This is a genomic window from Rhodanobacter sp. UC4438_H5, from assembly GCF_052978405.1.
In genome coordinates, this window is sequence record NZ_CM129672.1 from 2,436,782 (window position 1) to 2,451,242 (window position 14,461).

The window sequence follows — 14,461 nt, forward strand, 5'->3', positions numbered from 1 at the left end:
AAAGTCAACCACACGGATCGAGAGAGCCCTAAAACTGTCCAACTCGGCTAACTAATTCTGCCCGGAGGTGAGAGCGCCTTTCCTTACGAATACGGCGTCATCTATTTTTTCGAATGCCACTTGGTAGGGCTTCGGATCCAAGATGGGAGTATCCTCCGCCTGGGTCTGCCCGTACGCGCTAGAATTATTGCGTGTATTGACAAAGTTAAGGCGGACGCGGACGTATCCTGGCCTAATCTCTTCAACAAATGCTGTAGCTTTCGTTTGACCGCTTGACGCAACACCAACCATCGCCTGCCAAAAACCCGTCTTGTTGGAAGTTGGGCTTGCAGCAGTTATAAACCCAGTATCTTTATCGGCACTCTGCACGATATACCCCAAGTCCTGAAATACGCTCAAAACCGAGCCGAAGACGATTGTCTTCGTTGTTTCAAATTCTTTCGTCTGGAAAGACTGAATCTGCAACGAGGTTGGCGTTGGCTTGGGCGAAGTTGCACAGCCTGTCATGGCCGCTATAGCAAGGCAGCCAACAATAATAAACTTTTTCATCCCCTGTTTCTCCGTGCGTCAGAATTCACTTGATCTGCTTCTAAAATCAGAAACCAGATTGTTCTTTCCGAACTTGATGATTAATGTCATCGTTCGCTGAGTCTGCTCAAAACCTGAAGCAGAATTCGCACCTCCCGCAAGAACTACAGTCCAGTAGTTGCTACTCGAGCTGGACTGAGTCACCGTTGCTTGGCGCTGATATGACCAGACCTCCTGACCGGAGCCGTCGATCGTGGTGATGTTTGGCGCACCAAAATGCTCCAACACATCAGCCTTTGACGTCTGTCCAACCTTGATGTTTAACTGCACGTTGCCATGTGTAAGCTCGCTATTTCGAGTTGTCACAGGCTTCGCATTATTTTGGACACATCCCGAGCAAATCATCACGAACATTGCTAACGCAATTGCACTAACTGATTTCATACATTCCCCCCGCGACTTCCTCAGAATTAACTCACCCGCACTTCGAATACCCACAATTCAGACAAGTCTGGCAGTTGTCCATCAGCACCAGCGCCTTGGTGTTGCACTTGTCGCACATCATCGAGCCGGGCGGAAAGGTCAGGGTTTCGGAACCGGTCGAGCTGGCAGTCACGCCGGCGTCAGCGTTTTTTTTTGAGTCCATCGCCTCGTAGGCGGCGCGCTTCTCCGCAATCAACTTCCGCATCGCCTCATCCATTTCCGGATCATGGATCAGCCCGATGTTCTTCATGTGCTGTTCCACCACCGAGCCGATCTCGGCGACGATGCTGGGCATGTAGACGCCGCCGGCCTTGAAGTAGCCGCCGCGGGGGTCGAACACGGCTTTCAGCTCTTCCACGATGAACGTCACGTCGCCGCCCTTGCGGAACACGGCGGAGAGGATGCGGGTGAGCGCCACGATCCACTGGAAGTGATCCATGTTCTTCGAGTTGATGAAGATCTCGAAGGGGCGGCGCTGCTCGTACTTGGTGCCGGCGTTGAGCACGATGTCGTTGATGGTGACGTACAGGGCGTGCTCGAACAGCGGCGACTTGACCTTGAAGGTGGAGCCGACCAGGGTTTCCGGTCGCTCGACACTCTCGTGCATCTGGATCACTTCGGCCTGCTTGGGCGCGGCAGGGGTGGCCTGCTTCGCCGCGCTGGCGGCCGCATCGGCAACCTTGTCCTCGGGCTTGACCACGTTGTAGCCGGTGATCTTCTTGTCGATCTTGATTGCCATGGGATTCGCTTCTTTGCTGGGGCGCGCCGCAATGGCGGCGACGTGTGACATGAAAAACCATCCGGCCCGGCGCGACGCCGGGCCGGATGGAGGTACGGCTTACTTCTTCTTGCTGGCAGTGGACCTCTTGGCTGCCTTGGGGGCGGCCTTCTTCTTGCTGGCGGACTTCTTTGCCGCCGCCTTCTTCGGGGCCGCCTTGCGGGCGACCGACTTCTTGCCTGCCGCCTTGCGGGCGGGCTTGGCGCGCTTGACGGCGGCTTTCTTGACCGCCTTCTTCGCCACTTTCTTCGCGCTCTTGCGCACAGCCTTCTTCGGGGCCGCCTTCTTCACCGACTTCCTTGCCGCTTTCTTGGCGGCAGCCTTCTTCGGCGCGGCATTCCTGGCTGCAGCCTTTTTCTTGGGAGCCGCTTTCTTCGCGGCGGCCTTCTTCTTAGGCGCAGCCTTCTTGGTCGCGGCCTTCTTCTTCGGAGCCGCCTTCTTCGCGGCCGCCTTTTTCTTCGGCGCCGCCTTCTTCGGTGCGGCCTTCTTCACTGCGGCCTTGCGGCGTGCCGGGGCCTTCTTCGCCGGGGCCGCGGCGGGTGCGGCCGGCGCTACCTCGGGCAGCACGGGCAGCACGACGGCGGGTGCCTCGGCGGCCGCTGGGTTGTTGTTTGACTCAAGCTCGTTGTCGATGGACATAACTGGTGTTCCCCTCCGATGAATGTCAGTACGTGCCGTGGCCCTCGGGAAACTGCGCGCAGTTCAGAACTTGCCGTAGTAACCCTCCTTCAAGGCATCGAAGAGGTTGGCGGCCGAATGCATCTCGCCGTCGTATTCCACCTGCTCATTGCCTTTCAGTTCGACAACACTACCGTCCTCCAGCTCGAAGCGGTAGAGGGTGTTTTCAAGGTCCGATTCCTTGACCAGCACACCCTGGAAAGCGGCGGGGTTGAAGCGGAACGTGGTGCATCCCTTGAGCCCCTGCTTGTAGGCGTAGAAGTAGATGTCCTTGAAGTCTTCGTACGGGTAATCGGTGGGCACGTTGGCGGTCTTGGAGATCGACGAATCAATCCATTTCTGCGAGGCGGCCTGGATGTCCACGTGCTGCTTCGGGCCGATGTCGTCGGCGGAGACGAAGTAGTCGGGCAGCTTGTGCGCGGCGTCGTCGGTGAACGGCCTGGCCTCGGCGTTGATCAGCGCGCGGTAGGCGAGCAGCTCGAAGCTGAGCACCTCGACCTTCTCCTTGGATTTCTTGCCTTCGCGGATCACGTTGCGCGAGTAGCTGTGCGCGAAGCTCGGCTCGATGCCGTTGCTGGCGTTGTTGGCCAGGCTGAGCGAGATGGTGCCGGTGGGGGCGATCGAGGTGTGGTGGGTGAAACGCGCGCCGGTCTCGGCCAGTTGCTCGACCAGCTCCGGCGCCACCGTGGCGATGCGCTGCATGTAGCGGCTGTATTTCGCGTGCAGCACGCGGCCGGGGATGGTGTCGCCGATCTTGTAGCCGTCGGCCGCCATTTCCGGGCGCTTGCGCAGCATGTCGCCGGTGACGGTGTAGTCGCGCAGCAGCACCGGCGCGGCGCCCTTCTCTTTCGCCAGCTCCAGCGCCACTTCCCAGCCGGCCAGCGCCATTTCGCGCGAGACGTCCTCGGTGAACGCCACCGCCTCGGCGCTGCCGTAACTCTGCTTGAGCATGGTCACGGTGGAGCCCAGGCCCAGGAAGCCCATGCCGTGGCGGCGCTTGCCCATGATCTCGTTGCGCTGCTGCTCCAGCGGCAGGCCGTTGATCTCGACCACGTTGTCGAGCATGCGGGTGAACACCTTGACCACCTCGCGGTATTCCTCCCAGTCGAAACGCGCCTTGGGCCCGAACGGGTCGCGCACGAACTTGGTCAGGTTGACCGAGCCGAGCAGGCACGAGCCGTAGGGCGGCAACGGCTGTTCGCCGCAGTTGTGCGCGTGCAGGCCGTTGCCGTCGAAGGTGTTGATGCCGGGTACCTGCACGTCGTAGACGTCCTCGACGCCATCGGCCTGCAGCGATTGCACGGTGGCGACAAAGCGCTCGCGGTTGAGGTGACGCTTGTAGCCCGACAAGGCGGCCTTCAGACGCGCGGCCTTGTCGCTGTCGGCAAAGCCGATCAATTCGGCGAAACGCGGCAGCGACTCGCCGGCAATCACCAGCTCGTGCTGGGCCCGGGTGGCATAGGCATGCCTGCCGCCATGACCATCGGGCAACAGGCTTTCACCTGCGACACGGCGGTCGCGATAGATCCGTGACGGCATGCCCAGGCGCAGCAGCATGCGCTGTACCGCTTCCAACCGCGGCAGGTCCGACTGCGCCAGGCGCACGGACACGCCCTTGGCCTGGCTGCCCTGCACCGAACCGTCGGCGTCGAAGAAGCCGCGCAGGAAGCCGCGATAGGCCTCGCTCGACGCCTGCTCCAGCGCCGGCGTGATCGCCTTGTCGCCAGGATTCATGCCGAACTCGAACGCAAGGTCACGCAGCGCGGCGGACTTCATGCGGAACTCGCCGCGGCCGGCCACTTCCGACCAGCCGGTGAAATCGGCACGGTGCGGCAGCGTCCGGGCGCAGCGCAGGGCTTCGGCCATCAGCGCACGGGTACCGCCATCCACCGGGCCGTTCATCACGGCGGCCTGCGGCCACACCGACAACACCGCGGCCTCGTGCTTGAGCGTGCCGTCACCGACCAGCAGGCCGAGCAGGTAGCCCTGCTCCCCGGTCAGCGCACCGGGCCACTGCGCGTTGGCGCGGTGATCGTTGAGCAGCACGCGGTCGCCAGGCTGCAGCGCGCCGGCGGCGCACCACTCGGTGTCCACGCTCCAGCGGGTCAGGCGCGACACGCGGCGCACGCGGTGGTCCTCGGTCAGGCGCAGGCGGTGGCCTTCCTCGGTCTGCAGCGCCAGCACCGGCTTGGTCGCGGTGCGGAAGAAACCCTCGGCGCCAGTGGCGTGATCGTTGCCGTCCACGCGGGCCATGAAGCCTCGACCGAGCAGGTCACTGACCTGGCGCGGGCCTTCGGCGGTCTGCACCCAAGTGTCGGCCGTGACGCAGGGATTGGTCGCGCGGATGTGCTCGCACCACCAGTTGTTGTTCATCTCGTTGACCTTGTCGATCAGGATGAACCCGGGCTCGGCGTAGTCGTACGTCGAGACCATGATCATGTCCCACAGGTGCCGCGCGCGGATGTGGCTGTAGATCTTGCAGGCGACCAGGCCGTCTTCGCGGTCGACGTAGTTCTCGTGGGTCGGCCATTCGCGCCAGACGACCTTGCTGGGGTCGTCGAGATCGATCTCGTCCTTCTCCTTGACGTGCACCGGGAATACCAGCGGCCAGTCCTGGTCGTTTTCCACCGCGTCCATGAAGCCGTCGGTGATCAGCAGGCTCAGGTTGAACTGGCGCAGACGGCCGTCCTCGCGCTTGGCGCGGATGAACTCCTTGGCGTCCGGATGGCTGATGTCGAAGGTGCCCATCTGCGCGCCACGGCGGCCGCCGGCGCTGGAGACGGTGAAGCACATCTTGTCGTAGATGTCCATGAACGACAGCGGGCCGCTGGTGTACGCGCCGGCGCCGGAGACATAGGCGTTGCGCGGACGCAGGGTGCTGAACTCGTAGCCGATGCCGCAACCGGCCTTCAGGGTGAGGCCGGCCTCGTGCACCTTCTCCAGGATGTCGTCCATCGAATCGTGGATGGTGCCCGAAACGGTGCAGTTGATCGTGCTGGTGGCCGGCTTGTGCGCCAGCGCGCCGGCGTTGGAGGTGATGCGGCCGGCGGGGATGGCCCCGCGGCGCAGCGCCCACAGGAAACGCTCGTACCAGTGGCCGCGCAGCTCGTCGGTGGCTTCCACGTCGGACAGGGCGCGCGCCACGCGCTGGTAGGTCTCGTCGATGCTGCCGTCGACCGGCTCGCCGGTCTTGGTCTTCAGGCGATACTTCTTGTCCCAGATGTCCCACGAGGCGGGTTGCAGCGGGATGTCCACGGCAGCATCACGGCCGGTGGCGGGGTGGTTGGCTGGCGCACGCATTGTGCTCATCGTTTTGCTGACCTCTCGGTGTGGCCTCGCGGCCCCCGTTGATTTTTATTGGGATGTAAGGGTGTCGCTCGCGACGCGACGGCGACGAAGATCACGGGCGGGAACGACCTCCCGGCCTGCCCGCCCCCTGGCTTTCCGACAACAGTGGCTCCTCCCCAAGAACGCCGCGGTTGGCACCAGTGCTAGTCTCGGCATTGGCGCTTCAACACAAGATGTTGTGGTTGTTACCAAGGGAGGAAGTTAACCCTGCCGCTCCGGGAAGTAAAGTCCTGCGAGCGGCATCGGCCGGCGGGAACCCGCACGCCGCCGATCGGTCGAACCAGCGCCGAACTCACCCCCGCCAAGGAGCCCCTCATGTCGCCTCACCATCCCTCCGTGCCGTCGTGGTTGACCGGCTTGCTGGCCGCGCTGGTGATCGCGTTCGGCACGCTGCCGGGCGCCGGCCGCGCCGCCACCTTGCCGGCGGCGATCGACGGCCAGCCGATGCCGTCGCTGGCGCCGATGCTGACCCGGGTGACGCCGGCGGTGGTGAACATTTCCAGTACCACCCACGTGCCGGTGCGCGATGCGTATTTCGACGACCCGATGGTGCGCCAGTTCTTCGGCCTGCCGCCCACGCCGCGCGAGCGCGTGGAGCAGAGCCTGGGTTCGGGCGTGATCGTGGACGCCGCCAGGGGCTACATCCTGACCAACAACCACGTGGTCGCCGGCGCCGACGACATCAGCGTGACGCTGCAGGACGGGCGCAGCTTCAAGGGCAAGCTGATCGGCACCGACCCGGCCACCGACGTGGCGGTGGTGCAGATCCGGGCCAGCGGCCTGCACGCGCTGCCGATGGCCGACTCCTCCACCCTGCGCGTGGGCGACTACGTGGTGGCGGTGGGCGAACCGTTCGGCCTGGGCCAGACGGTGACCGCCGGCATCGTCTCGGCGCTGGGGCGCTCGGGCCTGGGCGATTCGAGCTACCAGAACTTCATCCAGACCGACGCCTCGATCAACCCGGGCAACTCCGGCGGTCCGCTGGTGAACCTGCGCGGCGAGCTGGTCGGCATCAACACGATGATCTTCTCGCCCTCGGGCGGCAACGTGGGCATCGGCTTCGCGATCCCCAGCAACCTCACCGCCGAGGTGATGAAGCAGCTGATCGCGCATGGCAAGGTCGAGCGCGGCAGCCTGGGCCTGCAGGCGCAGGCGATCACCCCGCGCATCGCCCAGGCGCTGGGGCTGAAGGAGAGCAAGGGCGTGGTGGTGACCGGCGTCGGCGACGGTTCGGCCGCCGCGCGCGCCGGGCTGCAGCCGGGCGACGTGCTGACCTCGCTCAACGGCAAGCCGCTGCAGAGCGTGCAGCAGCTGCGCAACACCGAAGGCCTGCTGCCGCTGGGCAGCAGCCTGCAACTGGGCATCGTGCGCGACGGCCAGCCGCGCCAGGTCAATGCGACGCTGAGCGCCGAGAAGCTGGCCAGCCTCGACGGCGGCCAGCTCGACCCGCGCCTGGCCGGCGTGCGTTTCAGCGAGCTGAGCCAGAGCCAGCGCGACCAGGGTTGGTACGGCGCCGCCGTCAGCACGGTGCAGCCGGGCAGCCGCGCCGCCCAGGCGGGACTGCGTGCGGGCGACGTGGTGGTCGGCATCGGCAACCAGCGCCTCACCAGCCTGCGCATGCTGCGCGGGCTGGCCGGTGTGCGCCTGCGCCAGTTGGTGCTGGTGGTGGCCGATGCGGACGGCAGCCACTACGTACTGATCAACTGACGACGCGGCAAAGCGACCGCGCGAAAAACCGGACGTGGGTCGCGTGAACGGCGTGTTCGCGCGCACGCTCTGTGACGCATCGTCACGCAAACGCCAGAAATCGCTTGATATTGTGGGTTCAGGCCGATCCAATATCCTGACGGCTTGTCGAACGCACCGCGCATCGGCTGCATACCCGCTTTCGATCACGCACCTTCGTCAAGTCGCCAGACGGGTGGGTCGGCCCGATCGGCCAGCTCACCCGCCCATGTCATGAGTTCATCACGCCGGGGTTTCGCATCATCATGTCCGTACGCTTTGCTCGCCTGTTCTGCCTCGCCCTGATCGGCGCCTGTTTCTCCACCGCGGCAACCGCGGCCACCAAGTCCGGCAGCCTGGTCTGGCGCGGCGACGACGCCACCGCCAACGCGGTGATGAACGAAGTGGGCAAGGCATGGACGAAGGCCGGCCACGGCCGCATCGAGCTGCAGCCGTTCAACACCGCCTCGGGCCTCGACGCGGTGAGCAACGGCACCGCCGACCTCGCCGGCAGCGCGCGCCCCTCCGACGGCAGCACGCAGAACGACCGGCTGACCTTCACCCCGGTGGCCTGGAGCGGCCTGGTGATCATCACCCAGGCGTCCAACCCGATCGGCAGCCTCACGCTGAAGCAGGTGCACGACATCTACTACGGCAAGATCCACAACTGGAGCGAAGTCGGCGGCCGCAACGCGCCGATCGACGTCTACGCGGTGGCCAGCCCCGGCGACGGCGTGGAGTACAGCCTGCGCAGCCTGCTGTTCGGCCGCGGCAACCAGCCGGTCGCCGCGCCGCGGCTGTACGTCAACACGCGCAAGCTGGAAGAAGGCATCGCGCTGAACCCGAACGGCCTGGGCGTGGCCATGCTGGCCGGCATCAGTGACAACCCCAAGCTGAAGGCGATCCCGATCAACGGCCGCACGGCGACCACGGCGAACATCGCCAACGGCAGCTACCCGCTGTTCATCCCGCTGTACCTGGTCACCAACCCGCACAGCGCCAAGGCCGAGCAGGCGCAGGATTTCGTGGACTTCCTCAAGACCGAGCCGGCCAAGGCTGCGCTGCGTCGCCACGGCGTGCTGCCCTACGACGACGGCGCGCGGCTGGCGGCGATGGATGCCGAGCGCCGCAGCACGATCCTGGCCGAAGTCGGCGCGCGCGCGCGGTCGCAGGGCACGCCGATCTCGGCGCCCGGCGCCACCTACGCGTCCCGCGCCGCCATCGCGCCCACGTCGGAGCGCACGGTGCAGGCCCGCAACGCGCTGGAAGCGCGCCGCGAGCGCGCGGCGAACGATGCACGGCTGGAGCGCGTCAGCGGCAGCGTCAGCAACGTCGCCGTGACCGGCGTCGAGCGCGCCAGCGGCTCGGCCACCACGGTGAGCCAGGCCAACGGCAAGAATTTCCGCAGCGTCAGCGCCGACGCCACGCAGACCCATTCGACGTACAAGGTGGTGCGCGGCGACACGCTGTCCTCGATCGCCAAGGCACATTCGGTCGAGGTGGCGCAATTGCGCGCGTGGAACCAGCTCAAGAGCGACCACCTGCAACAGGGCCAGGTGTTGCGCGTCAGCAAGCGATAACCGGGTGAGCCGCGCCGCAGAGGCGGGCGCCGGCATGGTCCAGCGTCCGCTGGCGCTGACGCTGGATCTGGACGACACGCTGTGGCCGGTGCTGCCCGCGCTGGAACGGGCCGACCGGGCCGTCGACGCCTGGCTGCAGCAGCACCATCCGGAGGTGGCGCGTGCGTGGCCGATCACCGCGATGCGGCAACTGCGCGCCAAAGTGGCCGCCGAGCGGATCGACCTGGCGCACGATTTCACCACCCAGCGCCAGCTGACCCTGCGCCATGTGTTCGAGGCCAGCGGCATCGCCGATGCGCCGGTGGACGCGTTGTGGGAAATCTATTTCGCCGCGCGCAACCAGGTGGAACTGTTCCCCGACTGCCCAAGCGCGCTGGAACGCATCGCCGCACGCTGGCCGCTGGCGAGCCTGACCAACGGCAACGCCGACCTGCGCCGCATCGGCATCGAGCGGCATTTCCGCCATCACGTCTGCGCCCGCGACCATGGCGTGGGCAAGCCCGACCGCGCCATCTTCCTTGCCGCAGCCGCGCTGCTCGGCGTCGAACCGGGACAGGTACTGCACGTGGGCGACGACCCCGCGCTGGACGTGGCCGGCGCGCGCGACGCCGGCTTGCGCACGGCGTGGATCAATCGCCAGGGCGAACCGTGGCCACCCGGCATGGGCCCGCCGCCGGATCTCGACCTGCCCGACCTGGCGGCGCTGGCCGACTGGCTGGAAGCCTCTTCCCGCCGCGACTGACGCCGTTGCGATTGTTCTTCGACGCGGGCATGTCCATCATGGGCCATTTCCCCGCAAGGATTTGCCCATGTCCGCCCTGATCGAACGCCGCCCTGGCCAGCGCCATGGCATCCCCGTCGAGACCACCGACGCCGCGCACCTGGCGGCCAGTCGCCGCCGGCTCGATGCGACGCAGCGGCGCTGGCTCGGCGACAGCGGCTTCGACGCGGCGCCCGGCACGTTCGCTCTGGTGCCCGACGCAGCCGGCAAGCTGGCGCGCGTGCTGGTCGGCGTGGCGCCGGCCGATCCGCTGGCCGCGCTGGCCGGCCTGCCCTGCCACCTGCCCGAAGCCACCTACGAACTGGCCGCCGAAGGCGTGCTCGCCGACACCGCGCTGGCCACGCTGGGCTGGGCGCTGGGCGCCTACCAGTTCACCCGCTACCGCGCAGCCAAACGCGCCCCGGCGCGGCTGATCGTGGCGGCCGAGGAACTGGCCCGGCTGGCCCCGCTGGTGGAGGCCACCTCGCGCGTGCGCGACCTGGTCAACACGCCCACGCAGGACATGGGCCCGGAGCAACTCGGCGAGGCGATAAAGACCCTGGCCAAGGCACACAAGGCGAAGCTGCGCGACTGGGTCGGCGACGAACTGCTCAAGGCGAACTTCCCCACCATCCACGCCGTGGGCCGCGCCAGCCATCGCGCGCCGCGGCTGGTCGAACTGAGCTGGGGCAAGCCCGACCATCCCAGGCTGGTGATCGTCGGCAAGGGCGTGTGCTTCGACACCGGCGGCCTGAACCTCAAGGGCGGCGAAGGCATGCGCTGGATGAAGAAGGACATGGGCGGCGCCGCGCACGCGATCGCGCTGGCCGGGCTGGTGATGCAGGCCAACCTGCCGGTGCGGCTGACCCTGCTGGTGCCGGCGGTGGAGAACGCCGTGGCCGGCAACGCGATGCGCCCGGGCGAGGTGATCACCACCCGCGCCGGCCATACCGTGGAAGTGGACAACACCGACGCCGAGGGCCGGCTGATCCTGTGCGACGCGCTGGCCTACGCCGGCGAACAGCAACCGGCGCTGATCATCGACTTCGCCACCCTCACCGGCGCCGCCCGCGTGGCGCTGGGCCCGGATCTGCCGGCCCTGTTCGCCAACGATGACGCGCTGGCCGACGCGGTGCTGCAGGCCGGTAACGCCGTGGCCGACCCGCTGTGGCGGCTGCCGCTGTGGCGTCCATACCGGCGCATGCTGGACTCCCACCTGGCGGACTTCGCCAACTCCAGCGCCTCGCGCCACGCCGGCGCGATCACCGCCGCGCTCTATCTCGAACGCTTCGTCCCCGACGGCACGCCGTGGCTGCACCTGGATACCTACGCCTGGAACGACGCCGACCGCCCCGGCCGCCCCCGCGGCGGCGAGGCAATGGGCCTGCGCGCGGTGTTCGCGTTCCTGCAGGAGCGTTACGGGCACTGAGCCGCACCCGCCGACCTCGACGCCCGACACCCCCTTCCGCCCGGCGCCGTGTGCAGTGGTGCGACGAAGCCTCGGGGGAGTAACCTCTCGAACGTTGGGCGTGGTCCGAAACTGGTTGCGACATTGCCTGAGGGGGGACAAGGGGCACCAGTGGACGCGCTCGACATTACAGGGCCGAGCCATCACCACTGGGGAAAGAAACCACATGAAATACGACTTGAATCACCTGTCACTGGCTGTGCGTCTCGCATTGACCGCCGGGATGCTCTCGGTCGCCGGCGGGCTGCAGGCCCAGACGACGACCACCAATCCGCCCACGACGGATCAGGCCACGCCGGCCTCCAAGGACAAAGCCAAGACGCTGAACGCCGTGGTGGTCACCGGCTCGCTGATCCGCCGCGTGGACGTGGAAACCGCCAGCCCGGTGGTGACCATCGACCGCGAGGCCATCACCAACTCCGGCAAGCCCACCCTGGGCTACGTGCTGCAGGACATGCCGGCGATCTCCGGCAACGCCACCAACCCCTCCAACAACAGCAACGGCGGCGGCGTCGCCAGCCCGCTGCTGGAAGCCGGCGGCGGCGCCTCGCGCGTCTCGCTGCGCGGCCTGGGCATCAATCGCACGCTGGTGCTGGTGGATGGCCAGCGCATGGTCAACTCGGACATCAACATGCTGCCGCCGGACATGATCGACCGCGTCGACGTGCTGGCCGAAGGCGCCTCCACCGTGTACGGCTCCGACGCCATCGGCGGCGTGGTCAACTTCATCCTGCGCAAGGATTTCCAGGGCGTCCAGTTCAGCCTGAACGACGGCATCTCCAGCCACGGCGATTCGCAGCGTCGCGGCTTCAACCTGACCGGCGGCATGTCCGGCGACAACTACAGCATCGTCGGCGGCCTCGACTACAACAAGTACGACGCCACGCTGGCCTCGCAACGCGACTTCTCGCGGCAGCAGCTGTACCTGTCCAGCGGCACCATCATCGCCGCCGGCTCCAGCTCGATCCCGACCGGCCGCATCCAGCTGCCGGCCTCGATCGCCAGCCAGTACGGCTGCGCGATCAACTCGTCCGGCACCGCCAACGTGACGCTTGCCACGGGCGACGGCTCGAACCTCGGCGACTACCGGTGCCGGCTCGGTTCGGACACCTACAACTATGCCGCGCTCAACTACATGCAGACCGCGCAGAAGCGCACCAACGGCTTCGTGCTGGGCAGCTACGACCTGACGCCCAACCTCAAGGCCTACGTCAACGCGTTCTACAACCGCACCGAATCCAGCGGCCAGGACGCCCCCTCGCCGGTCGGTACCGGTGACGGCCTGATCATCTCCTCCAGCAACCCGATCAACCCGTTCGGCGTCACCTTCAGCCAGAACGCGGTGCCGGGCGACCCGAACAGCGGCTACAACTTCCAGACCCGCCTGACCGGCGCCGGCACCCGCGTGCACAGCTACAAGACCGACAACGCGCAGATCAACACCGGCCTGCGCGGCAACTTCGGCCAGGACAGCAGCTGGATCTGGGACGCGTCGATCAACTACAGCCACAGCAAGCGCGACCAGCGCGACACCAACGAGGTGGACATCCCCGCCCTGCAGGCGGCGGTCGATGCCGGCGCCAACATCTTCAACCAGGCCGACCCGGCGGTGGGCAAGCTGCTGAGCGCCGGCGTGAAGACGCCGATCTATGTCATGACCAACTCGACCAAGCAGGCGCAGTTCGACGCCAGCGGCGACCTGTGGGACCTGCCCGCCGGCGCCATGCAGCTGTCGGTCGGCGCGCTGTACCGCAAGCAGACGATGAAGTACACGGTGAGCCCGTTCGCGGTGCTCGACCCGGTCACCACCCAGTGCCAGATCCTGCAGGAAGCATGCGGCTCGCCCGCCAGCGGCAGCTACAACGTCAAGGAGATCTACGCGGAAACCCTGATCCCGCTGCTCGCCGATGCGCCCGGGGCGCAGTCACTGAACATCGACCTGGGCGTGCGCTCCTCCAACTACAGCACCAGCGGCAGCACCACCAACGGCAAGGTCGCGATCGAATGGAAGCCGGTGGCCGATCTGCTGGTCCGCGGTACCGTCTCGCAGGTGTTCCGCGCGCCGAACCTCAACGAGCTCTACGACGGCCGCACCCTGGTGCAGCCCACCCTGAACGACCCCTGCGTCAACCTCAGCGCGGCCGATCTGGCCCAGCATGCCGCGGCCTGCCAGTACGTGCCGGTCAACTGGGGCGGCAACTCGCCGGCGCAGGTCAACACGTTCTATTCCGGTGCCGCCACCGTGGGCAACTCGCTGAAGCCGGAAAAGGGCAAATCCATCGACCTCGGCCTGGTCTACTCGCCGGAGTGGCTGCCCGGCTTCTCCACCAGCCTCGACTTCTGGCACATCTACCTGTCCGACACGTTGACCGCGATCACCGGCGACCTGGTCGTCAGTTCGTGCTTCAACAACAGTGCCAGCCCGTACTGCGGGCTGATCCATCGCGAGGACACCACCAGCCGCCAGCCGGGCCAGGTGTTCCTGATCAACACGCCGGTGGTCAACCTTGGCACGCTGAATACGTCGGGTGTCGACTTCACCTTGCGCTACAAGGTGCCCCACTTCAACATGGGCAGCGTGGACCCGGGCGACTTCCAGGTGGGCCTCAACAGCAGCTACACCTCCACCTACAGGAACAACGCCACCCCCGGCGAGCCGGGCGCACAGGCCATCGACTACGCCGGCACCTACAGCCAGCAGTTCGGCAACATCTCGCGGCTGCGCGGCACGGTCACGCTGAACTGGAGCAAGGGCAACTGGAACGCCCAGTGGCAGTCGCGCTACATCAACAGCCTGACCGCGCTCAACACGGATGCGGCCATTCCCGGCGTGAACATTCCGATCGCCTCGGTGACCTACCACTCGATCCAGCTCGGCTACGCGGTGCCGTCGATCCACACCCGCTTCGACGTCGGCGTGGACAACATCGCCGACAAGGCACCGCCGCTGATGTATCAGAACGGTTCCAACTACAACGTGGACGTCTCCACCTACGACGTGCTCGGTCGCTACTACTGGGCCCGCGCCACCGTGAAGTTCTGATGTCCTAGCTCCATCGCAGTCGTTGCAAACCCCCAGGAGGGCCGCGGGCAAACCGCGGCCCTCTTGCATA

10 protein-coding genes are annotated in these 14,461 nt (G+C 66.3%); 5 read left to right on the plus strand and 5 right to left on the minus strand.

Going from position 1 to position 14,461, the window contains the following annotated elements; all coding sequences use genetic code 11:
* Positions 1–51: 51 nt before the first annotated feature.
* From ACVCL9_RS11385 to ACVCL9_RS11405, 5 genes are all read right to left on the minus strand, one after another.
* A complete protein-coding gene (locus ACVCL9_RS11385) occupies positions 52–549 on the minus strand; it encodes a hypothetical protein (RefSeq protein ID WP_447098034.1) in 498 nt (165 codons plus the stop codon).
* A gap of 18 nt (positions 550–567) precedes the next feature.
* On the minus strand, positions 568–972 hold the full coding sequence (locus ACVCL9_RS11390) for a hypothetical protein (RefSeq protein WP_447098033.1): 405 nt from the start codon (positions 970–972) through the stop codon (positions 568–570).
* A 31-nt stretch (positions 973–1,003) separates the two neighbouring features.
* Positions 1,004–1,750 (minus strand): TSCPD domain-containing protein, encoded by a 747-nt coding sequence (locus ACVCL9_RS11395; protein WP_447098032.1) that lies wholly within the window; start codon positions 1,748–1,750, stop codon positions 1,004–1,006.
* A 99-nt stretch (positions 1,751–1,849) separates the two neighbouring features.
* Positions 1,850–2,428 carry a hypothetical protein gene (locus ACVCL9_RS11400; RefSeq protein WP_447098031.1) on the minus strand — a complete coding sequence of 193 codons (579 nt, stop codon included), beginning with the start codon at positions 2,426–2,428 and terminating at the stop codon, positions 1,850–1,852.
* A 63-nt stretch (positions 2,429–2,491) separates the two neighbouring features.
* Positions 2,492–5,776, minus strand: a complete 3,285-nt coding sequence (locus ACVCL9_RS11405; protein ID WP_447098030.1) for an LAGLIDADG family homing endonuclease — start codon at positions 5,774–5,776, stop codon at positions 2,492–2,494.
* 354 nt (positions 5,777–6,130) lie between these two features.
* Between ACVCL9_RS11405 and ACVCL9_RS11410 the strand changes: the two genes are divergently transcribed.
* From ACVCL9_RS11410 to ACVCL9_RS11430, 5 genes are all read left to right on the plus strand, one after another.
* Positions 6,131–7,522: a Do family serine endopeptidase gene (locus tag ACVCL9_RS11410; protein ID WP_447098029.1), complete on the plus strand. Its 1,392-nt coding sequence runs from the start codon at positions 6,131–6,133 to the stop codon at positions 7,520–7,522.
* Positions 7,523–7,806: 284 nt separating this feature from the next.
* Positions 7,807–9,120, plus strand: coding sequence for a LysM peptidoglycan-binding domain-containing protein (locus tag ACVCL9_RS11415; protein WP_447098028.1), 1,314 nt, complete (start codon positions 7,807–7,809; stop codon positions 9,118–9,120).
* A 34-nt stretch (positions 9,121–9,154) separates the two neighbouring features.
* Positions 9,155–9,862, plus strand: a complete 708-nt coding sequence (locus ACVCL9_RS11420; RefSeq protein WP_447099522.1) for an HAD family hydrolase — start codon at positions 9,155–9,157, stop codon at positions 9,860–9,862.
* Between the two features lie 67 nt (positions 9,863–9,929).
* On the plus strand, positions 9,930–11,309 hold the full coding sequence (locus ACVCL9_RS11425) for a leucyl aminopeptidase family protein (RefSeq protein WP_395120238.1): 1,380 nt from the start codon (positions 9,930–9,932) through the stop codon (positions 11,307–11,309).
* 205 nt (positions 11,310–11,514) lie between these two features.
* Complete coding sequence (locus ACVCL9_RS11430) at positions 11,515–14,391, plus strand: TonB-dependent receptor plug domain-containing protein (RefSeq protein WP_447098027.1); 2,877 nt, start codon at positions 11,515–11,517, stop codon at positions 14,389–14,391.
* Positions 14,392–14,461 lie beyond the last annotated feature (70 nt).